At 39.9% G+C, this 26,512-nt stretch carries 28 protein-coding genes; 16 read left to right on the top strand and 12 right to left on the bottom strand.

Annotation, left to right across the window (positions count from 1 at the left end):
• Positions 1–40: 40 nt before the first annotated feature.
• The 13 genes from PR809_RS13140 (at position 41) to PR809_RS13200 (ending at position 10,864) form a co-directional block, all read left to right on the top strand.
• Positions 41–610, top strand: coding sequence for a fimbrial protein (locus PR809_RS13140; RefSeq protein ID WP_102139507.1), 570 nt, complete (start codon positions 41–43; stop codon positions 608–610).
• Between the two features lie 34 nt (positions 611–644).
• On the top strand, positions 645–3,134 hold the full coding sequence (locus PR809_RS13145; RefSeq protein WP_206277010.1) for a fimbria/pilus outer membrane usher protein: 2,490 nt from the start codon (positions 645–647) through the stop codon (positions 3,132–3,134).
• Between the two features lie 13 nt (positions 3,135–3,147).
• Positions 3,148–3,876 carry a fimbria/pilus periplasmic chaperone gene (locus PR809_RS13150; RefSeq protein WP_102139509.1) on the top strand — a complete coding sequence of 243 codons (729 nt, stop codon included), beginning with the start codon at positions 3,148–3,150 and terminating at the stop codon, positions 3,874–3,876.
• A gap of 28 nt (positions 3,877–3,904) precedes the next feature.
• Positions 3,905–4,255, top strand: a complete 351-nt coding sequence (locus PR809_RS13155) for a hypothetical protein (protein ID WP_206277009.1) — start codon at positions 3,905–3,907, stop codon at positions 4,253–4,255.
• Positions 4,248–4,775: a fimbrial protein gene (locus PR809_RS13160; protein WP_206277008.1), complete on the top strand. Its 528-nt coding sequence runs from the start codon at positions 4,248–4,250 to the stop codon at positions 4,773–4,775. The genes PR809_RS13155 and PR809_RS13160 overlap by 8 nt, the downstream gene beginning before the upstream one ends.
• An 11-nt stretch (positions 4,776–4,786) precedes the next feature.
• Positions 4,787–5,296: a fimbrial protein gene (locus PR809_RS13165; protein ID WP_004905345.1), complete on the top strand. Its 510-nt coding sequence runs from the start codon at positions 4,787–4,789 to the stop codon at positions 5,294–5,296.
• A 15-nt stretch (positions 5,297–5,311) separates the two neighbouring features.
• Positions 5,312–6,364, top strand: a complete 1,053-nt coding sequence (locus PR809_RS13170; RefSeq protein ID WP_206277007.1) for an adhesin — start codon at positions 5,312–5,314, stop codon at positions 6,362–6,364.
• Between the two features lie 18 nt (positions 6,365–6,382).
• Complete coding sequence (locus PR809_RS13175; protein ID WP_272524541.1) at positions 6,383–7,828, top strand: O-antigen ligase domain-containing protein; 1,446 nt, start codon at positions 6,383–6,385, stop codon at positions 7,826–7,828.
• A 59-nt stretch (positions 7,829–7,887) separates the two neighbouring features.
• A complete protein-coding gene (locus PR809_RS13180) occupies positions 7,888–8,151 on the top strand; it encodes a helix-turn-helix domain-containing protein (protein ID WP_195698235.1) in 264 nt (87 codons plus the stop codon).
• 98 nt (positions 8,152–8,249) lie between these two features.
• Positions 8,250–8,861 carry a LemA family protein gene (locus PR809_RS13185; RefSeq protein WP_241098790.1) on the top strand — a complete coding sequence of 204 codons (612 nt, stop codon included), beginning with the start codon at positions 8,250–8,252 and terminating at the stop codon, positions 8,859–8,861.
• A 29-nt stretch (positions 8,862–8,890) separates the two neighbouring features.
• Positions 8,891–9,931 (top strand): hypothetical protein, encoded by a 1,041-nt coding sequence (locus PR809_RS13190; RefSeq protein WP_181490145.1) that lies wholly within the window; start codon positions 8,891–8,893, stop codon positions 9,929–9,931.
• Position 9,932: 1 nt separating this feature from the next.
• Entirely contained in the window at positions 9,933–10,478 is a 546-nt protein-coding gene (locus PR809_RS13195) for a LemA family protein (RefSeq protein ID WP_168222823.1), read from the top strand.
• Complete coding sequence (locus PR809_RS13200) at positions 10,472–10,864, top strand: hypothetical protein (protein ID WP_166266764.1); 393 nt, start codon at positions 10,472–10,474, stop codon at positions 10,862–10,864. Before PR809_RS13195 ends, PR809_RS13200 begins: the two co-directional genes overlap by 7 nt.
• A 17-nt stretch (positions 10,865–10,881) precedes the next feature.
• Here the strand turns inward: PR809_RS13200 and PR809_RS13205 are convergent, their stop codons facing one another.
• From PR809_RS13205 to PR809_RS13240, 8 genes are all read right to left on the bottom strand, one after another.
• Entirely contained in the window at positions 10,882–12,105 is a 1,224-nt protein-coding gene (locus PR809_RS13205) for a RhtX/FptX family siderophore transporter (RefSeq protein ID WP_206276946.1), read from the bottom strand.
• The gene (locus PR809_RS13210) at positions 12,083–13,522 is read right to left on the bottom strand and encodes a PepSY-associated TM helix domain-containing protein (protein WP_206276945.1); all 1,440 of its coding nucleotides are present in this window, start codon (positions 13,520–13,522) and stop codon (positions 12,083–12,085) included. The genes PR809_RS13205 and PR809_RS13210 overlap by 23 nt, the downstream gene beginning before the upstream one ends.
• The gene (locus tag PR809_RS13215; RefSeq protein ID WP_102139519.1) at positions 13,519–13,770 is read right to left on the bottom strand and encodes a hypothetical protein; all 252 of its coding nucleotides are present in this window, start codon (positions 13,768–13,770) and stop codon (positions 13,519–13,521) included. Before PR809_RS13215 ends, PR809_RS13210 begins: the two co-directional genes overlap by 4 nt.
• Positions 13,770–15,908 (bottom strand): TonB-dependent siderophore receptor, encoded by a 2,139-nt coding sequence (locus PR809_RS13220; RefSeq protein ID WP_206276944.1) that lies wholly within the window; start codon positions 15,906–15,908, stop codon positions 13,770–13,772. The genes PR809_RS13215 and PR809_RS13220 overlap by 1 nt, the downstream gene beginning before the upstream one ends.
• A gap of 108 nt (positions 15,909–16,016) precedes the next feature.
• Positions 16,017–16,886 carry a helix-turn-helix transcriptional regulator gene (locus PR809_RS13225; protein WP_102139521.1) on the bottom strand — a complete coding sequence of 290 codons (870 nt, stop codon included), beginning with the start codon at positions 16,884–16,886 and terminating at the stop codon, positions 16,017–16,019.
• Between the two features lie 98 nt (positions 16,887–16,984).
• The gene (locus PR809_RS13230; RefSeq protein ID WP_206276943.1) at positions 16,985–18,166 is read right to left on the bottom strand and encodes a cyanate transporter; all 1,182 of its coding nucleotides are present in this window, start codon (positions 18,164–18,166) and stop codon (positions 16,985–16,987) included.
• Positions 18,163–18,630 (bottom strand): nucleoside deaminase, encoded by a 468-nt coding sequence (locus PR809_RS13235; protein WP_206276942.1) that lies wholly within the window; start codon positions 18,628–18,630, stop codon positions 18,163–18,165. The genes PR809_RS13230 and PR809_RS13235 overlap by 4 nt, the downstream gene beginning before the upstream one ends.
• Complete coding sequence (locus PR809_RS13240) at positions 18,630–19,316, bottom strand: ankyrin repeat domain-containing protein (RefSeq protein ID WP_206276941.1); 687 nt, start codon at positions 19,314–19,316, stop codon at positions 18,630–18,632. The genes PR809_RS13235 and PR809_RS13240 overlap by 1 nt, the downstream gene beginning before the upstream one ends.
• Positions 19,317–19,400: 84 nt before the next feature.
• Between PR809_RS13240 and PR809_RS13245 the strand changes: the two genes are divergently transcribed.
• Together PR809_RS13245 and PR809_RS13250 are read left to right on the top strand one after the other, a co-directional pair.
• A complete protein-coding gene (locus tag PR809_RS13245) occupies positions 19,401–20,258 on the top strand; it encodes a LysR substrate-binding domain-containing protein (protein ID WP_241098789.1) in 858 nt (285 codons plus the stop codon).
• Complete coding sequence (locus PR809_RS13250) at positions 20,258–20,608, top strand: nuclear transport factor 2 family protein (RefSeq protein ID WP_165879170.1); 351 nt, start codon at positions 20,258–20,260, stop codon at positions 20,606–20,608. Before PR809_RS13245 ends, PR809_RS13250 begins: the two co-directional genes overlap by 1 nt.
• A gap of 65 nt (positions 20,609–20,673) precedes the next feature.
• On the opposite strand, the gene PR809_RS13255 is transcribed toward PR809_RS13250, so the two are convergent.
• Positions 20,674–21,639 carry an agmatinase gene (locus tag PR809_RS13255; protein ID WP_206276939.1) on the bottom strand — a complete coding sequence of 322 codons (966 nt, stop codon included), beginning with the start codon at positions 21,637–21,639 and terminating at the stop codon, positions 20,674–20,676.
• A gap of 50 nt (positions 21,640–21,689) precedes the next feature.
• Positions 21,690–22,910, bottom strand: a complete 1,221-nt coding sequence (locus PR809_RS13260; protein WP_272524542.1) for a sodium/glutamate symporter — start codon at positions 22,908–22,910, stop codon at positions 21,690–21,692.
• A 281-nt stretch (positions 22,911–23,191) separates the two neighbouring features.
• On the opposite strand from PR809_RS13260, the gene PR809_RS13265 reads away from it, so the two are divergent.
• Positions 23,192–24,073, top strand: coding sequence for a LysR family transcriptional regulator (locus tag PR809_RS13265; protein WP_166266747.1), 882 nt, complete (start codon positions 23,192–23,194; stop codon positions 24,071–24,073).
• Positions 24,074–24,139: 66 nt separating this feature from the next.
• On the opposite strand, the gene fbaA is transcribed toward PR809_RS13265, so the two are convergent.
• Positions 24,140–25,216 carry a class II fructose-bisphosphate aldolase gene (fbaA, locus tag PR809_RS13270; RefSeq protein WP_102139529.1) on the bottom strand — a complete coding sequence of 359 codons (1,077 nt, stop codon included), beginning with the start codon at positions 25,214–25,216 and terminating at the stop codon, positions 24,140–24,142.
• Positions 25,217–25,275: 59 nt separating this feature from the next.
• A complete protein-coding gene (pgk, locus tag PR809_RS13275) occupies positions 25,276–26,439 on the bottom strand; it encodes a phosphoglycerate kinase (protein ID WP_102139530.1) in 1,164 nt (387 codons plus the stop codon).
• Positions 26,440–26,512: the final 73 nt, after the last annotated feature.

Genomic DNA, 26,512 nt, shown 5'->3' on the forward strand with positions numbered 1-26,512 from the left:
TTTTTAGGGGAGAGAATTCTCTCCCCATAAAAGGCTCATTATGAAAAAAAATACTTATCTATGGATTGCCTTATTATTTAACTCGATTAACTCTAATGCGACTAGCTCTAACCTTGGACATATTCAAGATGGTCTTCGAGGCGAAACAGTAATGCAGGGTTATATCGTTGCGGCACCTTGTTCAATTGAAACTGATAGTCAATATCAATATATAAATTACGATTATATTTCTAATTATAGTATAAATAATATAGAAGATGAAAAGTTAATGCGAAAACCTTTCTATATAAAATTAAATAACTGTATTAGTGAGTATGACAGCAGTAATCATAAAGGTATTAAAATTCGTTTTTTTGCACCACAAGATACGTATTCTAATGCAATAAAACTATCAGGCCCGAAGCCTGGGGTTGTTCTATATATATACGATATTAACAATAATTTATTAATCCCAAATAAGCTCTATTCCATTTCTAATAACTACATTTATTTTGATAAAAAAAGTAAAGAGAGCTTTTTAAAATATGAAACAGAATTGGGTGCAAGTAATAACGAAATTACACCTGGTGATTACTTTACCACAATTAAATTCAACGTTACTTACGACTAGTAAATAAACTCATAATTAATTTGATGAAAAAATCATGGTTAAATTTAATATTTACTCTTACATCATTGTGACTTCTTTTGTATCTTCAATCTCTTCGTTAGCCTATGCTGTCGAATTTAATACCGATATGTTAGATACGGAAGACACTCAAAATATTGACTTTAGCCAATTTTCTCAGGCTGGATTTATTATGCCTGGTATTTATCATTTAACCCTCAAAGTCAATAATGAGAGTATGGGTAGTGCGCAAGATATCACTGTGATAGCGCCACAATCCCAAAACAGTAATTTATTCGATACCGTTTGTGTTCCTTTTAATATTCTTGATCGTTTAGGGCTTACTCCAGACGCAATTAAATTAATTAAATATCGTGATGAGGATAAATGCCTTGATTTATCTCCGCTTGAAGGTGCTTCATTAAATGTAGATTTATCGACATTAACGCTATCTATTTTAATTCCACAAAGCTATTTAGAATATACTGATCCAAGTTGGGTTCCTCCTTCACGTTGGGAAGAAGGTGTAAATGGATTTTTATTAGATTACAACCTAACAGGTTCTTTAACGCGTCGAGATTCAGGTTCACGAGAATCATACCTTTCTGCTAACGGAACAACAGGGCTTAATTTCGGTGCATGGCGTTTACGCGGTGATTACCAAGCAAACTACCGAAAATCGACAGGAAGTTTCGAAAACCAATATAGTGATGCCACATTTAGCCGATTATTTGCATATCGCTCAATAAAATCTATTGCGTCTATTTTAACGTTAGGTGAGAACTACTTTTATTCTGCTATTTTTGATTCTTGGCAGTACACCGGGGTATCTCTTGAAACCGATGAAAATATGATGCCCCCTAAATTAACGGGTTATGCCCCAGAGATTATTGGTATTGCTCAAACTAATGCCACAGTCATTGTCAAAAGCCATAACCGTATAGTTTTAGAAACAACCGTACCTGCTGGCCCCTTTCGTATCCAGACACTAGATAGTTCCATTCGTGGAACATTAGATGTGACGGTGCGAGAAGAAAATGGTGAAGAGCAACAATTTAGCATTACCACTGCAGCATTACCCTATTTAACGAGACCAGGGCAAATCCGCTATAAATTTGCAGCGGGTAAACCACGTTTTAATGGCCGCCAGCTCGAAGGTGATTTAACTGCGTCGGGAGAACTCTCTTACGGGTTAAATAACCTTTGGTCTATCTATGGGGGATCCGTTTTATCAAAAAATTATCAGGCATTTTCAGCTGGCTTTGGCCGTGACCTATTTTCATTCGGTAGCCTTTCGTTCGATGCGACTCAGTCACATGCTCAATTACTTGATAAAACATTAACTGGCCGAAGTTATCGACTTAGTTATTCAAAATCATTTGATGAAGCCAGAACCGACATTACATTCGCAGGGTATCGTTTCTCTGATGAAACCTATCGCTCTTTGCAACAAACGTTGGATGAACGACGTACAGGTAATGAAAGTCAAGCTCAAAAAGAAAGCTATCAAGTTAATATTAATAAATATTTTGATGATTTCTCATTGGGTGGAAACTATCAATATAATACTTATTGGAATAGTGAAACAGAAGAACAATACAGCTTATACCTAAGTACTCTTTTAAATTGGGCGACTATTGGGCTCAAAAATATTAACCTGACAGCGTCTGCAACTCGTTCAAAAAGAGCGGGATATCAAGATGATGCGCTCAGCTTATATTTCACTATTCCTTTAAGTCAAGGGAGTAGCGTCAGCTTTTCTGAAGGTTATACCCGAAACCAAAATGGCCAACACAGCTCAACACATAATATCGGCTATAGCGGATATAGTGAGCAGCGCAATTATAACTTAAATGTCGGTTATCAAACAGGAAGTCATCAAGATGACCAAACCAGCTTTAGTGGTTATTTAAACCAAAATCTTCCTTATGCCTCAATTTCAGGAAACGCAAGTTATGTCCCGAACGAATATCACAGTGTTGGGGGATCAATTAATGGTGGAATTACCTTAATTAAAGAAGGTATTGCCATGCACCAAGCCGCTTATGGTGGTACTCGACTCGTTGTAGAAACACCTGGAGCAGCTAACGTTCCTCTGAGTGGTGGCGTTTATCAAACTAATCAGTTTGGACTCGCTGTATTGCCAAATGTGAGTAGTTATCGGAAAACCAGCGCATCAATTAATACCAGTAAATTACCAAAAGATGTTGAGGCATTGGAGACTGTCACCGATGCGACTTTGACTCGTGGGGCAATCGGATATCGTCGCCTCAACGTTATTCAAGGTGAAAAAACGTTTGCTCGCTTAAAGTTGGCTAATGACACTTATCCACCTTTTGGCGCTAGCGTACGTAATAGCAACAATATTGAACTCGGAATTGTTGGTGAACAAGGTATTACGTGGATTGTTGGTATCCAACCTAAAGACTTACTCAACCTCTATTGGGGAAATAAACACCAGTGTAGTGCCCATGTGCCTGACGTGATTAATCCTCAGGAGATTTACCCAACTATTATTTGCCGTTAATAAGAGAACTAAGATGAAATTGAATTCCCCTTTTTTATTACTTACTAGCGTATTCACGCTGACTATGAGTGTAATTTCTGTTACGAATGCCGCGGTTACACTTGATCGCACTCGTATAATTTTCGATGGAAATCAGTCGTCTATTAATATTACGATCCGTAATGATAACCCGGAGCTACCTTATTTAGCCCAGTCGTGGTTGGAAAATGCGTTAGAACAAAAATTGGAAACAGGCCCTATTATTGCCACTCCGCCGATTCAGCGCATGGAGCCCAAATCAACTAGCCTAGTTCGCCTAAGCACCGCACCTGACATTGCAAAGTTACCGCAAGACAGGGAATCCCTGTTTTATTACAACCTGCGTGAAATCCCGCCTAAATCATCAGAAGCGGGTGTGTTGCAAATTGCATTACAAAGCCGTGTAAAACTATTTTATCGCCCTGAAAACATTGTTGCACAAAGCAAAACAGATTGGACGAAACATATAACATTAACAACAACATCATCGGGTTATACATTAAATAATCCAACACCATTTTATTTAACTGTAATTGGTTTAGGGAACAGCCAAAAACAATCCGAAGAAAGTGATTTTGACGCGGTTATGGTACCGCCGAAATCTAATCAACTGATTAAATCATCCAAATATTCAACACCTTACCTGACATATATCAATGATTATGGTGGAAAGCCTTCACTTGCTTTCAAATGCCAAGCTTCAAAGTGCAGTGTGACGGAATAATGAGTAAAAAATAGATAGGAGCAGAACAATGAAATTGAATTACCTAGCATTATGGGCTTTTGCTATACCTATTTTTGCTGAATCTGCTGTGCCTGTGACAACAGGCTCAATATATGTCAATGCGCGTATTGTTACTGCTCCTTGTCTACCTAATATCTCATTAAAATTAAATGAAAGTACTTTAATTGCAGCAACCTATAGCGTAGAAATGCATTTTTCTCATTGTAGCAAACCAATACAAAAGCAAGCTTGGGTACCGTTTACACTGAAATTAGGCAATAACCAATATGCGCTAACACAACCACAACGCAATAACACCATTTTATTCTCTATTCCTGCTAGTAATAAGATGCAACGTGTGGAGATAAATTATGATTAGATACTCAACATTATTATTTAGCTTTTTATTCCTAACGTGGAATACCAGCTTTGCCAATAGCCTAACCGTTTACTTTGAGGGTGTGCTAGTGCCGCTTGGTTGTCGACTGAGTGATGATGATACACAAAAAAAAATATATCTTTCTGGGCTACGGTTTTCTTCAATCGAAACATTAGGACGTTCAGATATGCAGCCATTTAAATTGGATATCATGGACTGTTCTGCAATGGCTTTGAATAAAACGATCAAAATAACGTTAAATACCCAAAATATTGAAACACATAATGGTATTAATTATTTAAAAACCACAGGTGAATCTAATGTTTTATTAGCTCTGACTGATAGTCGAGGTAAAGAACTCGAGCTTAATACAACAATTGATGTCAGCACAGTTACTGAATCAGGGAAAGGATCCATTAATACACTTTTATTTGGTGTTTATGCTCAAAAACCCTTTAGTACTCGTTTAAAAACAGGGGGGTTTTCCTCAACTGTTACTTTTAACCTTGATTATCAATAAGGAGAATTGAAATGAAATTCATTTGTTTTTCATTCCCTTTAATTAGCTTATTAGTTTCCTTAGGTACTCAAGCGGATGTGCTAATTTCTCTTTCTGCTAAATTGGTTAGACCGCCATGTGTACTTACAGCAGAAAATGGCGAAAAAGAATTAGTCATTAATTTTCGAGAGGTGGCGCTAGACAGACTAACTGAAGAAAAACAGTCCTTTGGTATTCTCATTAAACAATGTGAACTTCGAAAAAATTTACAAGTTTACCTATCTCCTAGAGAAGGAAGTACTTTAACAATAAACAATGAAACCGTGCTTGCGACCTCTATTAATGGATTGGGTATTCGTTTTTCAGAAGAAAATAAAAGTAATGCGCTCAACCTTAATAAATGGGAAAGGATTGCTCCATCCGTAAGTGGTGATACAGGGAAAGTTGTTATTCAATCACAATTAGTCACTAATCAAGCTATTGAAAATCTCACTGCAGGGCCATTTAGTGCCGCTTTATCAGTGATGGTTGATTATCTGTAATATTGGGAAGTCTTTATGAAAAATATAAAAATATATTCACCATTACTTTTGTTACTACTCTTAATTAGCTTAAATTCCTATAGTGCGACCCGCTATTCAGGAAGTGGTGGTGGTTATAAAATGAGCTTAGTATCTAACAACTCCGTTGTTTCTAACACCCCAGCAATTGGAAGTGATAACAATAAATATTTTTTAATCGCTCCAGCAAATAGCTCCGGTATTGTTATTAATGAAAGTACATCTCAGCCTTATGGCTCTGTATATTGTACTGTGAACTTCTTACAAGGTAATTATTCCGCTGGTCTTCATTGGAGCTACGCCTACCACCGTGTCTTTGCCTATATGCCAGAGGCAGGCTTTACTATTGGTGGGCTGACCGCATATAAAATAAACAACAATACATTTTTTACTCTTTATTCTGAGAATGGAATAACCAGTGGCTGGCGAAATATTTCAGGGAGAGGATGTTCTAATGAAGCAATGGGGCCATTAGCAACATCATATTTTACTGTTCATTTTCCTTTTACCGTTAGAGTTTATGTCAAAGATATTCCTGTTGATGGAAAAATCGTTATTCCAAACGCAATGATCGCAGGTTATACACGATTATTCCAAGACTATGGAACACCAGATATTTATGTACCTATTGATAAAGCCACCGTTAAATTAGACCTCACTACGTCGGTTATCAATTATCCGTCAAATTGCCGTTCTAGTATTGATAATTTAAATATTGATCACAAAACATTGGATGCTTATGAATTTAATAGTAAAGAAACTCGTACTGTTACCTATACATGCGATAGAGTGCAGCCAGTTAAAGTAAAATTAACTTTAGACTATGCCACAGACAGTGATCCACAAAAACGACTCCCTTTAACATCAGGAAATAACACTATTTATTCTGAGCTTACACTTTATGATGAACAAAATAATCAAAGTGGAAAAACATTTGAAACAACAATAGATAAAGTAAAAAACATTATGATTGAAAGTAAAGTTTCAGGTTATGACGCCGAACCTGGAGACTACAAAGGTAATGCTTGGTTAATCGCCACATTTATTTAATTCAGCGGTAAGTGTACTATGATAATAATATCCCGAGGACTATTTTTTGGTATCTTTATTGTTTGGCACCTTGCTAGTCTTATTTATATCGATAGCCTAGGAAGCCTAAGACAATCATTACCACAAAACATTATTAGTTGGTTATCTATTTCCTTGACAATATCTATTATTGCATTTACTGTTTTCTATCGAAAAATTAAAATAATCATTACATTACCTGCTATTTGCTACTGTTTTTCCTTAGCCATTCTAATGATGGGATTAATATCTCATCAGGGAGAAAATAATAGCATTGATTTTTGGTATTGTTCTGGTATTACTGTTGGCGTATTACTCTATATTGCAGGGTTACAAGTGAGAAAAAAATGGTTAATACAATCATTTTGTATTTACTGTTATATCACTATTAGTGTAGCTCAAACCTTTATCACTGCATATCAATATACATTTGAAGCAGATATTTTTTATCTTGCCTCTGGCATGAGGTCAAATGGATTATCACAACAAGTTAATATATTATCAGTTAACATGGCGGCTGCATGCTTATTATCTCTAATGACTCTTGTATTATCACAATTTTCGTTGTTATCTGAACGCTATGAAAAAATCAGGGTTGTATTACTAGGAACTTGTATTTTATTTTTCACATTAACTTTAGTCGTTCTGCAGTCTGTTATTGCTTGGCTAAGTTTTACTGTTTGTACATTTATTTTTATTTGCCTTTTTTACAAGAAAAACCCTCTACGTGTTAGTTCTAGTTATTTTATTATTGCTGTAGCAATTTTTATTGGAATTTATCTAATAAGGCTATGCCCTCAATACATTGCAACTGACATTATGAATCAATTCCATTTAAAACAAATGCTGCGTTTTTCTATTACTTTATTCTTAGAGAATCCTTATGATGCATGGGAGCAGCCTTTTTTATTTGAAAATAGTTATGAAAGAACAGCAATTCCTTTTTTCAGCCCTAAAATGTATATTGTTCCTCATCCACATAATGAAATATTACTCTGGCTGATGACTGGAGGACTCACTAATTTGATATTTTTATCTTTATTATTAACCGGAGGTATCTATGTCGTATTTCAATCTTTTATAAAATATAAAATTAACGGAAATGGTTACCCATTGGCAATCATTCTATCAATAACCCCTATTATTATACATAATCATGTTGAATACCCTTTTTTACTTTCTGTATTACACTGGGGGATCGTCATATTATTTCTATCATTCTCAGATGCCGCTTTCGCATTAGAAAAACAATCCCTACTTTATATTAACAAGCAACTATCTTATTTATTTAGCTTTATTATATTTATTATTGGATTGGGCGTATTTATTATTGGGTTATTTCTATTTAATGGAGAAAAATCTTTTTATGCACTGGGTAGTTATGATAACGAAAGCATAGAAATTCGAGTATCGAGTTCAATTAGCTTAGAGAAAAATAACGTATAAGAAAACATAAATAAACCTTATTTTCACTCAAGTAGTGTTGTATTAATCAGGACAGTATTATGAGAATATATCAAACTGAAATTTCAAACAACTATATAGGACTACAACTTCGTAAACGCCGCTTACAAATGGGCTGGACCGCACATACTTTAGGCAAAAAATCAGGCCTAAGCCAACAGCAAATTTCCCGTTATGAACGCGGTACTCAGAATTTTACCATTCATCGACTATGTATATTTGCTAATGTACTGCAGTGTGACCTAGATTATTTTCTTGAACAAAATATCTATGAGAACCTTTCTCTTGTCGATATAAATCTTTAAGCACTGTTTAAACAGTAAAATCTGATTTTGTTATAAAATAAGATCAGATTTTCTTTATTCTAACCTCAATTTCATTCTTTTCTGATTGCATAAGCTGCATGGCTTTTATACATTTAACCCAAATCACTTATCTCGGGTTAAAACGCATCAATATGACTATCACACTTATCGTTGTATTTATTTTACTATTATTGGCCGTAGGCTGGGGGATCTCTATTTATAACCGCCTGATCAACGCTCGTAATCAAGTCAGCAATCAATTTGCCAATATTGATGTTATTTTAAAACAACGTGCAGACCAAATCCCGCAACTTGTTACCATCACAGAAAAAGCGATGGAACATGAAAAAACATTATTTACTTCATTAAGTGATGCACGCCAACGCTACTTTAATGCCCAAAATATGCATGAAAAAATTGCGGCATCAAATGAAATGAACCGCGCACTCAGCAGTCTTGTTGCCATTGCAGAAAACTACCCGACTCTCATTTCTGGTGAGCAATTCACGCAGTTACAAATTGCCTTAAGTGAGGTTGAAAATAAAATCGCGCAGCGACGTGAAGGCTTTAATGATGCAACAACAGAATACAATACCGCAATACAAATGTTTCCAGATAGCCTGATTGCGAATGCCTTTCGTTTTACAGCACTGCCATTACTTGATATTTCTGAAGATGAAAAAAAATATCACGGCGTCCAGTTTAAATAATGTCAGCGTAAAGGTATCAATGCGTGAATATGTATTTTTTACTTGGTGCAGCCATTGGCGCTTTAATTTTATTTATTGATAATAAATTTTCGATGAATAAAAAAGTAAACTGGGGAATTATTCCTTTTATCAGTGTTGCTTGTGGAATGTGGTACTCACTCTCTCCTTCTATAGGCGACTATGGCAGTATCATTTATTACGTCATTGTACTCGTCATCACCTTTTTTATTACCCGCAATGTCGTCAGAGCTAGCAAAGCTGGCTATCAACGTTATCAACGCTTACAAAATGAAGGCTCATCAAAGTTTAGTGCGTTTCTTAAAGTCCTTGTGGGAATGCTACTAGCAACTTGCCTATTTGCTGGGTTCTTTATCGACATGCGGGTATTTTTTATCGCATTTGTCTTAGCCTTCGTATTTAAAGCGATTGAAAATACACCAACCAAGCGCTTCTTAAAATTTCAGAAAAACTTAGCCACTTCAAAGATACGCTCAATGGCGATGGGGCTTGTGGAAATTGAAGGAAAAATTACTGCCGGGACAGTTATAAAAAGCCAGCTAGGCAATAAATCCTGCTATGGCTCCTTTTATTTTGAATATTCCATATCAAAAGATAAAGATGGTAAAAAGAGTTATACCTTACAAAATAGCAAATACAACATGCACAGCTTTACCATAACGGATGATACGGGCTCTGTTAAAGTAGAATGTGACCCTGATTATTTTATTTACCCTGGCTTAGAACCGCATATGGATATTGAAAGCGGTAATCGCCGTTACAAAGAATATTTACTTGAACCAAACAGTAGCTATTTATTAATTGGCACTGCAGATGCCAATGAAAAAGGGGAGCCCGTTATTATACGTAAGGCACCTCATATGTTATTAGGCGTCTCACCTTCTAACTATGTCGTCCGTTGGAACAAAACGGGTCCATTGCGTCGAAATTTAGCTATTACCGCCATGATTGCACTTTTTCTGATTGGTGTGATTTTGGTTACCCCGATGGATTACAAAAATGGGCAGCTCAATATGTATTTCGACCAGATTGCATTATTTGGTGATGACTAACATGGAAAAGCTTATTTTTTTCATCATTATCGCTGTTATTGGCTATGTTTTTATACGCTATTTTATTAATATTTATAATAATATTGTATTCTTGAATAATAATTGCCATAAGGCATTCGCGAATATTGATGTGTTATTAAAGAAGCAAGTTGAATTAGTTCCTGTATTAACCCAAGTTGCAGATAAAGCGATGGCACATGAAAAGCAGCTATTTAGTGAATTAATGGCAAGCCGCCAGCGCTATTTATCGAGCACCGCGATTGAAACCAAAGTCGATACCGCAAACCAGTACCCATCAAAAATAAAGCCACTGATTGCTGTCGCTGAAAAATATCCAACACTAATCAGTAAAGCGGTGTTAATGGAATTACAAACCCAAGTAAAACATATTGAAGACCAAATTGCAGACCGACGTGAGTTTTTCAACCAAACCGTCACACTCTACAATACGGATATTCATGTTTTCCCCAATCTTATTTTTGCCCGGTTATTTGGTTTTAAAAATATCCCCCTGCTATTTAGCCAACAGGAGCGTTCATCATGGTAAGTATCCCTTTCTCTTGGTTTGGTTTCACGGATTGGCTCATTGAACAAGAGGCAGGGCTTATCATTATGTTTGCGACATTTGGTACGCTACTGTTAACTTTTGTCGTGCTTACCATCCTCAATATATTCGGGTTTAAAAAGTACTCGCTCTATATTGCTGGCGCGTTATTGTGCTCCATTTTCATAAGCATGATGGTCATGATCCCACTGCTACTACTTTTCAGTATTGAAAACTCAATTAAGTTGCAACTTGTTTGGGTAGTGATTGTTGCCAGTTGCTTAATTTCATTTTTAAGCAACCGACATTATTTAGATATCTACTTCAATTCCATTAAAAAGAAAGCGGATAAAGAAGTCAAAAAACAAAATAAGAAACGTAAAAAATAGCACTTACTCTATTTATATTAAACTTGCTCTGCTTCTAATCTTTGCACATAACGGTAATGTGAAAATGTCACTAGCAACGCTATAAAAGCAATTAATGCTCCTAATATAAACCCACCTGAATAGCCTACCGCTGCCGTTAAACCAACAAGCATCATTGAACTGACTAACTCCCCAATGTCCCGTGTGCTTTGTACCGCGGTCATGTCAGTACCCGCTTGCTGATAACGTGATGCAAATTGCATCCCTGCTGTCATTATCGCGACCGAGGTGATCCCCGCAGATAATGAACCAAATGTAATACACAGTGCAACTAAGCTCATTGACACGCCACTGAAAGATTGTAGCAACCACAATAGTGAAGAGAGTAAAGCAAATAACAGACCAAATGAGAAAGCGCGCCACACACCGATTTTACCGATTAACCACGCCCCACCGCCACAACCTAGTACTAATGTGACCATTCCACCAGCCATGCCCATTTTACCAATTTGCGCTAATGACCAACCTGCATCATTTAAGAATAATTTGGCTAAACCAAAACCGGAAACAGCCGTCACCGCAGAAAGCAAAGTTAATAACAGTAAACGCGGAGCACCACGGCGTTTAACCGTTTTTAATAGACTCGCTTTCTCGTTCATTTCCTGTGTGATTGATGGTGCTTTTAATGGACAGAGACTAATAAACACTAAACTGAGTAATGGCACACAAGCTAAAACCCCCAAGGCAAGGTGCTGGCCTAAACTTTCACTCATGATCATCAACCCTGCGCCACCAACAAAAAAGCCCGCCATCACCCCAGCTATCTGCACCGCATTAATCTTTGATAACATTGTGCCACTGACCTGCTCCGCAGCCATACCATCTGTTGCAATATCTTGGGTGGCACTGGCAAGTGAAGCGACAAACAACAAAACAATGCAGGGTAAAGCATTCGCAACTGACAGCCCGATGGTACTTAACGCAAACATCGTTACCGTCACAATGATTTGCATTGGAATAATCCAGCTTTTACGACGGCCTAAATGTTTCCCCCAATGGTTATCAACAAACGAAGCCCATAAAAACTTTACCACCCACGGCAAGCCGACTAATGGCAAAAAAGCCAATGCTTTCAGTTCCCCACCATCATGGCGTAAAAAAGTAGGCAACGCATCCATTGCGATCCCCATCGGTATCCCTTGTGCAAGATAAAGTAGCCCCAACGTCACTACTAACTGTTTATTCTGTAATAGATCTTTCATACCCACTCCGTGCACGTTTTGCTGTGCATGACAATTTTCGACAACCGAATAAAATAAGTAACAGCCCTATTCCGCCACATAGCAAAACAAGATTGATACGAGAAAAAGGCAACGAGCCAAACAAATAAGAGGCGATAAATGCGAGTAGCAACAAAATAGCAGAGAGAAAAAGGGATACCATCAAGCTAAACTGGGCATTTTTACAGAGTAAACTCGCGATACATGCTATCCCCCAAACCATAAAAAAGTGTATTGGCAGCAAAGCAGTGAACCATGGCATTACGGCTAGCAGCACACATGCGGACAACAGCAACCCACCGCAACAGCCCACGATGAACCTTGCGGCTAGGCTATGCATTCTTTTCCAACACCACATGGCGAGGCCAACAGAAACCAATATCAACCCACTCAACCCTGCGATAAAATGCAGGTAACTCAATGTATTACTTACTTTAGGCAGCCATTGATATTGCCCATAATGCAAGGGTTGGATGGCAATAAAAGCACGTGTCCAAAAGCCTTGCTGTGCAGAATCTCGCACTGCAACTAACTGGCGTTTTTTACTATCAAATTGATATTGTTCGAAATTAGAAGTGGATAACTGCCCATCACGCACTCCGCCAATCACCCACGTATCACCTTGTTTGAACAAGGTTTGAGGTATAAAGCTAGGGACCGTTTGCTGTAATGCGCTGACTGCCGCAGTAATCGAGCTTTCAGCCACAGAAACGGGTGTTTTTAGTGGCTCAAACTCCCCCATCAAGGTTTTCATGATAATGTGTGGATTATCCGGTGCCGCCCTTTCCCCAAGGGAGACGGTTCCGAGCGCACCTAACCCCGATAATGCGCCGGTAAACGCAAATAAAACCAGCCACGGATAACACCATAAGCCAAGCCAGCTATGTAAATCGTGAAGCAATACTTTTAAGTGTGTGGTGCGTGGCAAGTGCAACATTGTGGCTATTCTGCGACGTTGTATCACTAGCCCTGTGATTAATAAGACAACTAATGCAAAACCAAATAAACTGATAAAAATACGTCCAGGAAAACCCATAAATAAGTTTTTATGTAATGTCACTAGCCACATTGTCGGGCTATCTAATACAACCAATTCACCGTTAATCGCGCTATAGCTGAGTTCGCATTTCCCCATGCTTTGGCAAAAAGTGATCACTGGGTTGTGCTGTTCTGGCAATTGGATCATGGTTGCATTTGGTTGCAACGCAAGGAGCTGTTCGAGTGGTAATAACTTACCTGAAAGTGGCACATTGTTACCCCACAACCTCAATGCATCACTGCCTAAGCTCCAGCACCCGGTGAAAAAGATCACAAATAGAAAAACACCAAATAGCGCCCCCGCACTGCGATGTAATTGGTCTAAACGACGGGTGAGGGAAAGAGGCTGTTTATGCTTCATATCCACCCACCTATCATTAAAAATAGCGGCAATGGCCACCAACTATAGCTGCGTACTAATATTTGCCGCCAATTTGATGCACTGAGGTTATAAACCAATAACCCCATTGAGGTGATAACACTCAGAAATATCGCACCATATAAGCGTTCGAGCGGATCTGTTGATGGATAAAAACGTGCTATCAACATCGATAGCACGATCCCACTGAACAAGGTGCCAATAACTGCTAGGCAACTCACTAATTTCATTAGAAATCAGCCTTCAATGTAAACATCACATTACGTGGGTCACCATAGCGGTTATTCCATTGAGGAGAGAACAACCCTGAGTAATAACGACGGTCAAATAAGTTATTCACGTTAACCGCTGCCGTCCATGTTTCATCGATTTGATAACCTAAACGAGCATTGAAAATGGCATAACCGCCTTGGCGTAAAGTCACATTGCCGTTACTTGTACTGTATGCACTCTGGGCTTGCATGCCACCGCCCAAACTCCATTTGCGCTCATCCCAAGGTAAGTCATAGTTAGACCAGACACGCAGCATATGTCGCGGAGTTAAGGTGTTGTAAGACTCACCTTCGCGCTGGCTGTCATCACGGTATTTCGTATCCGTATAGGTATAACCCACAGAGACATCCCAAAATGGGGTCAGATAACCAATGCCTTCAAGTTCAAAGCCTTGGCTACGGACTTTACCACCACTAATGAAATAGTTATTAAAGCCCCCCGTTGGGTGCGCAGGGTCAATTTGTGGATTATTTTTGATATCGATTTGGTAAATAGCACCGGATAAGTTTAATCCGCCATTGAATAGCGCACCTTTGACACCCGTTTCAAGAGTTTGCCCTTCAACAGGCTTGAGCATTTTTCCGCTCCACGTTTTTCCTGTTTGCGGCTGATAGACCGTTGAATAGCTGCTATACCATGACCATTGGGGGGTAAAATCCCAAATTACGCCACCATAGGGGGTAAGACGGCCATTTTCCGTGAAGTTTGCTGTTGGCGTTTTGACATCCCACCAGCTATCGCGTACACCTGCAATAACCGTGACAGGTTCGATCACTTTGATGCGCCCCATCCCATATAAGCCTTTTTGCGTTGTTTTGGTTGGCCCAGCTGAACTATAAGCGCCAATACTCGGTTTTGGCACGCTGTGAGGGTTCCAACGATACACATTCACAGGCACATTTAAGGCGGGGTCTAAATCTGCGCTATATTGTTTTTCACTGGCATGTGAGTAACTTGCACCGACAACCACATCATGGGTTAACCCCCACGCGTCCACTTTGCCGTTTAAACTGGTATCTAAGCTGGTTTGTTCGTTACGAAATTTATAGGCGCCCCCCATCAGCATCGCACCATCACCCGTAACTGGGTCGATATTTCCCCATGCGCCTGCATACAGTAATCGAGCATTCACATGTTGATATTCTGCGTTAAGCTTATATTGCCAATCATCGTTGATTTTATGTTCAATACCCGCAAATGAGCGGGATGTATCCCACTTGAAGCGATCCCAATCCACATCTAAATAGGTTTTACGCGGTAGATGTAAATCACTGCCATCTTTACCAAAAGGCACCCCTGCCATATTGGTGACAGAATCAATGGTTTGGAATTGCGCGCCCATACGCAGCAAGGTGTCAGGGGTAATATCGATATCGACCGTACCGTACATCAAACGGGTTTGTTGATCAGAAACATCATAAAAATAATCTTTATCTTCCCACGCCATAACAAATCGCCCACGAACAGAGCCAGATCCATTCAGTAGCCCGCCAACATCCACTTCGCCGCGATAACGATCCCAACTTCCCGCACTTAAACTCAACTTGGCCATGTTTTCTTTTGGTGCATGTTTTCGCACCATATTGACAGTTGCCGCTGGGTTTCCCATACCATGCAATAGTCCGTTCGAGCCCCGCAGAATTTCGACCCGCTCGTATACCGCCATATCTTGAGGTGAGCTCGCCATATTCCCTAGTAACGCGGGCACGCCATCAATTTCAAATGAGTCAATCTGGAAACCACGGACATAATAAGCGGTTGTTAACTTCACATAAGGCGCGCTGGTTACCCCTGTTGCACGTTGCATTACATCATCAAGGGTTTGTAGGTTTTGTTTTTCAATTTGCTCTCTATCAATCACGCTAACAGATTGCGCCACTTCTCGCGGCTTAAGGGCAATTTTCCCAAGCGTTGTTACACCGGGTGCAACATAGTCATCATCAACCTCTGAGGATGCTGTCACTTGTATAACATCCTGTTTCGGTTGTACTAACTCTGTGTTTGCTTGTACAGACCAACTCACTGTTGCACACAAAAGGGCGCAAGGTGTTAAGCGGAATATTCCGCGTGACTTAATGTTATAAACGGACAGCATTTCCCACCCTAAAAAAGTTAAATGATAATTGTTATCAATTTAGCAATTAATGTGATGGGTTACTTTCGACTGCCGGAATTTGTCTATCGTTATCCGGCACGTCGATTGTTATTTTTTGAGTTGATTCGGGGAGATACCAAAGCGCTTGCGAAATGCAACGGAGAAATGAGCGGGGGTATAACCGACTTGGTAAGCTACGGTTGAGATATTTGCATCATTCATACTCAGCAGTTGAAAAGCCGTTTCTAAACGGTACTCCTGCAACCAGCCATAAATACTGTTACCGAATAATTGACGGAAACCTTGTGTAAGTTTACGGGTATTGATCCCTAACCGCTTAGCCAGTTCATCTAAACTGGGCGGAGATTCTATTTCCTGAATCAATATCGTTTTTGCCATATGCAGACTATCAATATCTCGCTGCCGTAATGTGCCCATAACCGCCGAATTCGCACTAGATAACGAATGATGTAAGCATAATGCCGTAATTTCAGACACTTTAGCGCTTAAATATAGCTGGCGTAATGATGAATGGGTTGGGCAAGCAAATAGTTGATGCGTGATTGCTAATATATTGGGAGGAATAACCAACTGTAATAGTTTTGGGGAATTTGGGTGATAACACGTATCTGGTAAACTTAATTGCTGCGCATCCAACCATTCAGGGGAAATATCTATCATGGTATATTTCATGGTCTGTTGGCCATAAAATTGATTATTCAATAGATAATTTTTCTGGCTGCCCGATAAAATCAAAGAAGGCGAATTCACTTCAACATTTTGTCCCGCACTACTACGGCAGCCCATTGCACCTTGATGGATAGCCACAATTTTTAGCCCAGCGGCTTGCTCTTCTTCAATACCTAAATCACGGTTAATCAGAAACTCACCGCGACGGATCCGAATAAACTCACCAACAGAGTGTTCTTCTCGGGCTGAATGCGCTTGAGTGAATTTATCTTCGATGCGCTGCTGCATAAAGGCTCTTACCTAGACGAATAAATAAACAGTGATAGTGACAAAAAAACGCTAAGATAACAATAATTATCATTCGCAATAAATAAAGAGGAGATTAATCAGTTTAAATTGAAGATTTGACTGTAGCTTTTAGGGTTCAAACGCAAATAAAGAATCAATGTTACTAATACAAAGACCACATACATTGCCCATACCCATGTAAAACTCTGGCTCAATTGCTGTATCCACGCAGCACATAGTGGCCCAAAAGCTGCAATGATGAATCCCCCAGCCTGCATCAATGAAGTCAATGCCCCTGCACTAACCGGGTGAGGTAGGTGGTCTAAAGCGGTAATAATACTTAATGCAAAGCAGCCACCTAGCCCCATGCCTAATAACGCAACCCATAAAAGTGGCGCATCGCTGGCAAACAGCATCAACCCAGAAAAACCAAGAGCTTGGCAACTGAGCGTGACAATCAACCAAAAACGACGGTCAATATTATGCGATGCAAATACGGGTATCATAAGCGCAGATAACGCCTGAAAAACCGTTAATATGGCAACAAATGAGCCACTTTGTGCAGCACTCATTCCCTGCTCTTGGAAAAAAGGTGCCAGCCAAGTCACCACGGTGCCATATCCTGCATTAATCAGCCCAAAGCCTGCCATCAACAACCATGCTCTCGGCTTGCGTAAGAACACCAATACTGAGACCCGATCTGCTTTTGAGCCCCGCTCCGTGTGTACATTCGCCCAAATAGCCAACAGCGCCAACAAAGCAGGGAAAGCTAGCCACGCTAAGGCACTCTGCCAATGGCCTGTCATTTCCTCAACCAAAGGCGTAAGCTGTGCGCCGATAGCGCCTCCCGCCATCAATGTGGCTGAATATAGCCCGGTCATCATCGCCATTTTTTGGGGGAAATTCGCTTTAATGAGCCCAGGAAAGACCGACTGAATATAAGCCGCACCCACTCCACATAAAAAAGCGGTTAATAATAAAGCCGCACCATCCGCAACAAAGTAACGAGCGAGTGAACCGACTAGCAGTAACAACATTGCCGTACTGATACCCGCACGTTCGCCTATACGTTGGTTTAACATAGGTACAACCAATGCCCCAACCCCCATCAATAACATGGGTAACAGCGTTAAAAGCGAAATACTTTGATAACTCATCCCTGTCGTTTGAATAATATTGTCGATGACAGGCCCAGGTCCCGTCATAAAGGGTCGTAAGTTCAGCCCGACTAAGACAATGGTCAATATCAATAACAACGAAGATGGTGCTGTTTTACTCATTGAGATTGCCGTTCCCACCACTGTTGGTACAGGGTACTGCGCGTTTCATCATTAGGTTTTAATTGCTCAAACCGTAAACCTGATTGCTTCTCAGGAGCGACCCTCAGCGCTTTTGCTATGGCGTCCGTAGAGAGCCCAAAAGGTGCGGCATCATCATTTGAATAGGCGTAGACGACCCGAGAGATCCCCGCCATTCGCATCGCGGCCAAGCACATCGGGCAAGGCTGCCCACTTGCATAAACCACACAGTCATCCAATTTCACACGGCTTAATTTTTGCCCTGCTTGACGCAATGCCATCAGCTCCGCATGGGCCGTTGGGTCATTGAGCTCAAGCATCTGGTTAACGCCACTTGCAACCACTTGCCCATCACGGACAACTATTGCACCAAAAGGCCGTCCGCCAGCTTGCACGTTCTCCATTGCTAAGTTGATAGCTTGTTGTAAAAATTGCGTATCCGACATTATTTCGCTCCTGAACGCTCAAGAATTTCGATTAAATTACGGTAACCTTTACTTTTCGCCAGCGTCAACGGTGATATCCCCGAACCATCCGCTAAGTTGACATCTGCGCCACCTTTAATTAATTCAGTGACAATTTGTGCGTACTTATCGCTACCATCACCCAAAATAATCGCTTCAATCAGTGCAGTCCAACCCAACCGATTAACGTGATTGACATCAACACCCGCATCAATCAAGGTTTTGACCGTGGCAACATGGCCGCGCTCTGCTGCGGGGATCAACGCAGTTCCCCCGTAGCGATTGGTACTTTTCAAATCAGCACCATGTTGCAGAGTCAATACAAGTATCTCTTGCAAACCACGCGCCCCTGCGTACAAATAAGGGGAGTCTTGCATATTATCCCGTGCATTCACGTCCACGCCTTGCTCAATCAAAAAACGGGCAACCTCAAGATGGTTTTCATGGGTTGCCGCCATCAACGCAGTACGTTGGCGTGAATCTCGCTGTTCAATGTCCACGCCCTGCTCAACTAAGGACTTAACACTTTGTAAGTTACCTTGTTCAGCCAATGATACCAAAGAGTTAGCTTGTGAATTTGCCATGCCTTTCCCCATAAATATCAATGAAATCATAAGAATGCTAGCTAAGTGAACCAACCATTTTGCACGTAAAAAGAATGTTTTCATGATTAATCTCCCCTATGACTCTTTAATCTACTGAAAAAGTATGCTATTTAAAAATTAAATAACCAAATGATAGGTATTTATAAAATGAATTCGTTGCTCAATCTAGTTTTGTTGAAAACCTTTGTTACTGTCGCTGAGACGGGGAATTTCACCGTAGCTTCACAGCATTTAAATTCAACGCAATCAACATTGAGTCAGCAGATCCAACGACTAGAAACTTTAGTCGGCCAGCCTTTATTTATCCGAGGGCACCGCATACTCACCTTAACCGAAACTGGGGAAGTTTTGTTAAGCTATGCAAAAAATATTTTGGCGCTAAATGATACCTTCTTTATGAAAATCACTGGCAATGCCATCATTCAAACTATTCGGCTCGGCTTTCCTGAAGACCTCGCTTCTGGCCAAGTCACCCCGACACTGGCCGCATTTATGCAAGCTAACCCCAATGTGCGACTAGAAGTTACGAGTGGCCTAAGCCGCCAGCTCCATCAGCGCTACCAACATGGTGAATTAGATTTAATTATTGTGAAACAGAAGAAAGGTGAATTTAAAAGTGATTACCATTGGCCAGAGCCTTTGTGTTGGCTAACGAGCAACCAATATAAACGTTTCAATAATGATTCAGTACCTTTGGTGGTTTTTCCTGAAAACGGCCTTTATCGTAATGACATGTTTAAGTTATTAGACAATGAGCAACGCCCTTGGCACATAACTTATACTTGTTCTAGCCTTGCAGGTATTCAAAGTGCTATCGCAGACGGGTTAGGTATTAGTTTATTACCTTTACGAGCAAAACTTCCTCAACATCGAATTTTAACAGAAGAAGAAGGTTTCCCTGCTGCTCAAGAAATGGAAATTGCGATGCATTTCCAAGCAAATACTTCGGATACAGTGACTCAACTCGCTGAGAAACTGGCACAACAATTGGGGGCACGCGAGTGATGAATAAACTGATTGAATTAGAAAAAAAATTACATAACAGTACTAACCGACAGAATAGCGATTTTCTTCGCGAGATATTACATGAGGATTTTTTTGAATTTGGTCGTTCTGGCTTTTCAACCGATAAACTCGATACCCTAGCGTCATTGGCTAATGAAACAGCTAAAACGATTTACGCCGAAAATTTCCACTGTTCGCAATTGAGTGATAATACGGTGTTGATGACTTATATCAGTTTTGAACAGCAAGATGGGGATAAAACCAAGCTAACTAACCGCTCATCTATTTGGCTAAAAAATTCAGCAAACCAATGGCAATTAAGGTTTCATCAAGGGACACCCGCAAATTAACAATAAAGTGGAAATGAATCCCCCACTTTATTGTTAGCACAACATTAATTGGCTAATTGGCTGCGTTATTTCTTATCAAAATACCCTGCGCTAATGGATGCTCCAATTAAATTCACAACAAAACGCCCTGCAGTCACCCCAGTTAGCTTAGAGGGAATATCTTTTGCGGGTGTAATTTCAACGATATCCATACCAACAACGCGACCTTTTTTCACTAAACCGTGAATTAGGCTACGAGCTTGCAAATAAGTCACCCCACCAGGAGCCGGGCCATCAACTCCAGGCATGATACTCGGGTCAATACCATCCGCATCAATACTAATATAATAGTTCGAATTATCTGGAATGCGGTCTAAAATGGCTTGCATGCCAACCTCGTGTAGTTCATAGGCCGGAATAACATGCGCACCATGGTCTTTAGCTGCTTGGTAATCCCCTGGGCGTCCGCTACCTTGTGCACGTAAACCAATTTGAAAAATTTCACCTATATGCTTCATTTCAGAAGCGCGACGGATCGGGCTTGAAAGGCCGGTATCCACCCCATTAACCTCTTCACGCCAATCTAAATGTGCATCAATATGCACAAGTGTAATCGGCCCTACTTCATCAAACCCCTGCAAAATAGGCGTTGTGATCCCATGGTCGCCCCCTAAAACAATAGGAAGTGCTTTAGCTCTTAATAACTGTCGAATTGCCTCAGCTGCACGCTGATGATGCTCCCCCAAAGGCTTTGATAAATCAGGAATAACATCACCACAGTCAACAAATTTAATATCTTTCCGGCCTTGTAGTAGTGGCCCATCAATATCAAAATCATAATGATCTGGATGCCTAACAATTCGGTCACTCATATCACGTAAATATTGTGGAGCACGAGATTGATCGTTGGTAAATGCATGAGCACTATAAGCTGAACTAAATGGCATCCCTAGTATGGCAATATCCGCTTCAATGTTGGTCAATTCAGTCACTAATTCTGAATATAAAAATGTTTTATGGCCAACATGTGGGGGTGTCGTTAATTTTTTCATACAAACTATTCCTTCTTAGATTTAGTTTTCTTTCTTTTGTTTTTTATTTCTTAGCCACCAAATGTGTTAGCTAAGAATACAAATAGAGGGACACCAACAATATCTGTTAATACCGTTCCAGCGATTGGTATAATAATGAATACCTTTCGTGAGAATAAACCGTATTTATTACAAATAGCATCCATTACCACTAAGCCATTTGGTGTTGCACCTAAACCATGCCCAATAAAACCTGCTGACATAACAGCGGCATCATAGTTTTTACCTAATGCACGGTAAACAACAAATATAGCCACTAATATTGTTGTAATGACTTGTGATATTAATATGATAGTTAGAGGTAACGCTAACTCATATAATTCCCAAAGTTTTAGCTTCATCATTGCCATCACTAAAAACATTTCTAGTGATAGAGTGGAAAATAATACAACTGTATTGCGAGATATTTTAATCATCGGTTTTCTTTCATTAATTGAATGAAATATAACGCCGATAAACAAACTAAAAATATGGCCAGGAATAGTAAACCCTGTTACTGTGCTTATCCATTTTGCTGTCGGCATTCCGATAGCGAGTACGCTTAAAATAACTGCACCTGTAATAATACATTGTTGAGCTGTAATTTTATCCTCAGTATCGTTACTTTCCGCTAAATTTTCTAAATCAACATGGTCAGTTTCAATCTTTAATTTATTTCTTTGGATTAACCAGTTCCCAACAGGCCCACCTAGAATTGACCCTGCAATCAAACCAAAGGTCGAAGCCGCTAACCCAACATTCAGGGCTTGGTTGTGACCAAAGGACTCAATCAGCGGTGCTAAAGATGCCGCCATACCATGACCACCTTGCATCGAGGCTTGGCCTGCCATCATAGCAACTAGTGGCTCAATATCTAAAACATACGATAAACCAATACTGACGCCGTTTTGCATAAATGCCAAGCCCCAGCAAATCACCATATAAATCAGTAATATTTTTCCACCACTCACTAATAATTTAACACCCGTCATTAAACCTATTGTGACGAAAAATATATACATTGATAAATCATATAATGTGTTATCAAAATTAAGCTCTACAATATTAAATTGATAAGCTATCCACATTACAATAGAAAACATAAACCCGCCGATAACCGGACTAGGAATTGAATATTTCATAAAAAATGGAAATTTCTTTATAATTACATTGCTAGCGATTAACAACAAAGCCCCTAATGCTGTAAATGTAATCATATCTAATTTTATTGTTAACAATTCATCTGTGACCATAAATTAGAATCCTTTTGTATTTATATATATTTGGATTAATTATTATTTTGTGGCGCCACTTTGGTAATAATCTATTAACAACTACAACTTTAAGATATACGTATCCACTAGGAATAAAAGTGATATTTTTGATCCTATGGTTTCATAAAATGAAACCTTTTATATAAATAAAAACAATTTTAACAATTAAAATAAAGCAGTATTAATTATGCTATTTGTATCGCAATAAAAAATAAGATAGATTAGCATTTAGTGATTGATTTCACGTAATAGGTATAAATATGCATAATAAAAAATTAACTGAAAAAGACTTAAAATCATTACGTGTTTTTACTTCCGTTGCAGAAGCTGGTGGCTTTACCATTGCAGAAAAAAAACTAAATATGTCAAAAGCGTCAATAAGCCGCCATATCCGTGAAATTGAAGAAAAACTCGGGGTCCAATTGTGTGAAAGGGGTCCTTCTGGCTTTAAGCTAACTGAGTCAGGCTTATTTGTTATCGAAAAAGCCAATACCGCTTTGAAAGCATTAGATAATATCAAAACTGAAGTTGATGAACGCCATGGGATTTTATCTGGAACATTAGTTATTGGTGTTATTGAACATATATTAACGGATCCACTCTGCCATCTATCAGCCACTATCGCTCAATTTACCCAAGAGGCACCTAATGTTAAATTAGAGCTAAGTATACTCAACCATAATCAATTAAATAAAGCGCTTAGTGATAGAACAATTCAAATCGGTATTCGCGGGCAATATCACGAAAATAGCCGTTTTAATTACCAATTCTTATTTATAGAAAACCATAAGCTTTATGTTTCTGCGAATACGGCCAACAACAAACATAATCTAGCATTGGTTTATCGGCCACACCCATTCACTGAAAGTATTTTAGCATCGGGTGAATTTAGCCGAGGCCCCGAAGCCGCTGGCCTTGAGGCCGTAGCCACCTTTATCGCTTCAGGTCACTATGTGGGAATTTTACCGGAAAACTATGCCTCACATATTAATTTCCGCCATTCACTCATAGAAATGAGCGACTCCCCTGTCTTTCATAACCGCATATGTGCAATCACCGAGGCTAGTAAACCGCTAACACAAAGTGAAGCACTGTTTTTAAAACTACTTTCACAATTAAGTAAAGCACCAGTATCTACATGATCAAAAAATCCCCCAGCAAGTCACCTCACTGGGGGATTTTAAAAGTAAAAACTTAACGAATGTTAATTACAGTACATCAACACAGTTCAGTTCTTTAAATGCTTGCTCTAAACGAACAACCATTGACTCTTGTGCTTTACGCAGCCATACACGTGGGTCATAGTATTTTTTGTTAGGTTTATCCGCACCTTCTGGGTTACCTAACTGACCTTGCAGATAGCCTTCGTTCTTTTTGTAGTACTGTAAAATACCATCCCAAGTTGCCCACTGGGTATCAGTATCGATGTTCATTTTGATAACACCGTAGCTCACTGCTTCTTTGATTTCAGCAGCACTTGAGCCAGAACCACCGTGGAATACGAAGTCTAAGCTGTTGTGTGGCAGGTTATATTTTTCTGAAACGTAGTCTTGTGAATTACGCAGAATTTTTGGCGTTAGCTGGACGTTACCTGGTTTATAAACACCGTGAACGTTACCGAAAGAAGCCGCGATAGTGAAACGAGGGCTTACTGCATTCAGTTTTTCGTATGCGTATGCAACGTCTTCTGGTTGAGTGTACAGCTCAGAGCTGTCCATACCCGTGTTATCAACACCGTCTTCTTCGCCACCGGTACAGCCTAATTCGATTTCGAGTGTCATATCGATTTTAGCCATACGCGCTAAATATTTAGCACAGATTTCGATGTTTTCTTCCAGTGATTCTTCAGACAGGTCAATCATGTGAGAAGAGAACAGTGGTTTACCTGTTTTCGCGTAGTGCTTTTCACCTGCATCTAACAGACCGTCGATCCATGGCAGTAATTTCTTCGCACAGTGGTCGGTATGCAGAATAACAGGAACACCGTAGTGCTCAGCCATTTGGTGTACATGATGGGCACCAGAGATAGCACCTAAAATTGCTGCTTGTTGGCCTTCAGCTTTCAGGCCTTTACCTGCGATAAATGCAGCTCCGCCATTAGAAAACTGCACAATAACTGGCGCACGCACTTTAGCAGCCGTTTCAAGTACGGCGTTAATTGAATCCGTACCAACACAGTTCACTGCTGGCAATGCAAAGTTATTTTCTTTAGCAACTGCGAAAACTTTCTGTACATCATCACCAGTAAGAACACCCGGTTTAACAAAATCAAAAATTTTAGACATGTGAAAAGGTCCTGTGGTAAACAGGCAGCCTACGCTGCCTGTTGTGTATGAACAATTAATTACGCTTTAGCACGTTCTTCTAGCATCACAACGGCAGGGAGCTTTTTGCCTTCAACGAACTCAAGGAAAGCACCGCCACCAGTAGAGATATATGAAATTTTGTCAGCAATATCGAATAAATCGATAGCTGCTAGTGTGTCACCACCACCAGCAATAGAGAATGCGTCGCTGTCTGCGATTGCTTTTGCAACGATCTCAGTACCTTTACGGAAGTTAGGGAACTCAAACACGCCTACTGGGCCATTCCAAAGAATGGTTTTGGCATTTTTCAGGATCTCAGCCAAACGCTGTGCAGATTCGTCACCTAAATCCAGAATTTGTTCGTCGTCTTTAATTTCAGTACTTGCTTTCAAGGTTGCTGGCGCAGTTTCAGAGAACTCGGTAGCAACACGAACATCGGTTGGTACTGGAATTTGGCAGTTAGCCAGTAATTTTTTCGCTTCAGGGATTAAGTCCGCTTCATATAATGAGCGACCAACATTATTGCCTTCTGCTGCGATAAAGGTATTCGCAATACCGCCACCAACAATTAACTGGTCTGCAATTTTAGATAGAGAATCTAATACAGTCAGTTTAGTTGACACTTTAGAACCACCAACAATCGCAACCATTGGGCGAGCTGGGTTATCTAATGCTTTACCTAATGCTTCTAACTCACCACTCAGTAGTGGGCCAGCACAAGCCACTGGAGAGAATTTAGCAACACCATGTGTTGACGCTTGTGCACGGTGAGCCGTACCAAATGCGTCCATGACGTAAACATCACATAATGCCGCATATTGTTTTGACAGCGTTTCGTCGTCTTTTTTCTCGCCTTTATTAAAGCGAACGTTTTCTAGCACAACTAACTCGCCAGCGTTGATTTCAACACCATTCAAGTAGTCTTTCACTAAACGAACTGGGTAATCCATTTTGTCGGCCAGATAGTCAACAACAGGTTGCAGTGAAAACTCTTCGTTGTACTCGCCTTCGGTCGGACGACCAAGGTGAGAAGTGACCATGACTTTAGCGCCTTGTTTCAGAGCAGCTTCAATTGTTGGTAATGAAGCACGGATACGTGCATCAGAAGTAACTTTGCCATCTTTTACAGGAACGTTTAAGTCAGAACGGATGAATACGCGTTTACCCGCTAAGTCTAAATCGGTCATCTTAATTACAGACATGGTGAATCCTCTCGTTGATTCTCTATAAAGTTTCCATCAGCGACTGTGCAAAGCAATAATGTTATCATGCCCT

This window comes from Providencia sp. PROV201 (assembly GCF_028479545.1).
GTDB classification, from domain to species: Bacteria; Pseudomonadota; Gammaproteobacteria; order Enterobacterales; family Enterobacteriaceae; genus Providencia; species Providencia huaxiensis.

Excerpts from the sequence above, each read along its gene's own strand:
- PR809_RS13140 (WP_102139507.1), top strand. The coding sequence starts at position 41 with ATGAAAAAAAATACTTATCTATGGATTGCCTTATTATTTAACTCGATT.
- PR809_RS13145 (WP_206277010.1), top strand. The coding sequence starts at position 645 with ATGGTTAAATTTAATATTTACTCTTACATCATTGTGACTTCTTTTGTA.
- PR809_RS13150 (WP_102139509.1), top strand. The coding sequence starts at position 3,148 with ATGAAATTGAATTCCCCTTTTTTATTACTTACTAGCGTATTCACGCTG.
- PR809_RS13155 (WP_206277009.1), top strand. The coding sequence starts at position 3,905 with ATGAAATTGAATTACCTAGCATTATGGGCTTTTGCTATACCTATTTTT.
- PR809_RS13160 (WP_206277008.1), top strand. The coding sequence starts at position 4,248 with ATGATTAGATACTCAACATTATTATTTAGCTTTTTATTCCTAACGTGG.
- PR809_RS13165 (WP_004905345.1), top strand. The coding sequence starts at position 4,787 with ATGAAATTCATTTGTTTTTCATTCCCTTTAATTAGCTTATTAGTTTCC.
- PR809_RS13170 (WP_206277007.1), top strand. The coding sequence starts at position 5,312 with ATGAAAAATATAAAAATATATTCACCATTACTTTTGTTACTACTCTTA.
- PR809_RS13175 (WP_272524541.1), top strand. The coding sequence starts at position 6,383 with ATGATAATAATATCCCGAGGACTATTTTTTGGTATCTTTATTGTTTGG.
- PR809_RS13180 (WP_195698235.1), top strand. The coding sequence starts at position 7,888 with ATGAGAATATATCAAACTGAAATTTCAAACAACTATATAGGACTACAA.
- PR809_RS13185 (WP_241098790.1), top strand. The coding sequence starts at position 8,250 with ATGGCTTTTATACATTTAACCCAAATCACTTATCTCGGGTTAAAACGC.
- PR809_RS13190 (WP_181490145.1), top strand. The coding sequence starts at position 8,891 with ATGTATTTTTTACTTGGTGCAGCCATTGGCGCTTTAATTTTATTTATT.
- PR809_RS13195 (WP_168222823.1), top strand. The coding sequence starts at position 9,933 with ATGGAAAAGCTTATTTTTTTCATCATTATCGCTGTTATTGGCTATGTT.
- PR809_RS13200 (WP_166266764.1), top strand. The coding sequence starts at position 10,472 with ATGGTAAGTATCCCTTTCTCTTGGTTTGGTTTCACGGATTGGCTCATT.
- PR809_RS13205 (WP_206276946.1), bottom strand. The coding sequence starts at position 12,105 with ATGAAAGATCTATTACAGAATAAACAGTTAGTAGTGACGTTGGGGCTA.
- PR809_RS13210 (WP_206276945.1), bottom strand. The coding sequence starts at position 13,522 with ATGAAGCATAAACAGCCTCTTTCCCTCACCCGTCGTTTAGACCAATTA.
- PR809_RS13215 (WP_102139519.1), bottom strand. The coding sequence starts at position 13,770 with ATGAAATTAGTGAGTTGCCTAGCAGTTATTGGCACCTTGTTCAGTGGG.
- PR809_RS13220 (WP_206276944.1), bottom strand. The coding sequence starts at position 15,908 with ATGCTGTCCGTTTATAACATTAAGTCACGCGGAATATTCCGCTTAACA.
- PR809_RS13225 (WP_102139521.1), bottom strand. The coding sequence starts at position 16,886 with ATGCAGCAGCGCATCGAAGATAAATTCACTCAAGCGCATTCAGCCCGA.
- PR809_RS13230 (WP_206276943.1), bottom strand. The coding sequence starts at position 18,166 with ATGAGTAAAACAGCACCATCTTCGTTGTTATTGATATTGACCATTGTC.
- PR809_RS13235 (WP_206276942.1), bottom strand. The coding sequence starts at position 18,630 with ATGTCGGATACGCAATTTTTACAACAAGCTATCAACTTAGCAATGGAG.
- PR809_RS13240 (WP_206276941.1), bottom strand. The coding sequence starts at position 19,316 with ATGAAAACATTCTTTTTACGTGCAAAATGGTTGGTTCACTTAGCTAGC.
- PR809_RS13245 (WP_241098789.1), top strand. The coding sequence starts at position 19,401 with ATGAATTCGTTGCTCAATCTAGTTTTGTTGAAAACCTTTGTTACTGTC.
- PR809_RS13250 (WP_165879170.1), top strand. The coding sequence starts at position 20,258 with ATGAATAAACTGATTGAATTAGAAAAAAAATTACATAACAGTACTAAC.
- PR809_RS13255 (WP_206276939.1), bottom strand. The coding sequence starts at position 21,639 with ATGAAAAAATTAACGACACCCCCACATGTTGGCCATAAAACATTTTTA.
- PR809_RS13260 (WP_272524542.1), bottom strand. The coding sequence starts at position 22,910 with ATGGTCACAGATGAATTGTTAACAATAAAATTAGATATGATTACATTT.
- PR809_RS13265 (WP_166266747.1), top strand. The coding sequence starts at position 23,192 with ATGCATAATAAAAAATTAACTGAAAAAGACTTAAAATCATTACGTGTT.
- fbaA (WP_102139529.1), bottom strand. The coding sequence starts at position 25,216 with ATGTCTAAAATTTTTGATTTTGTTAAACCGGGTGTTCTTACTGGTGAT.
- pgk (WP_102139530.1), bottom strand. The coding sequence starts at position 26,439 with ATGTCTGTAATTAAGATGACCGATTTAGACTTAGCGGGTAAACGCGTA.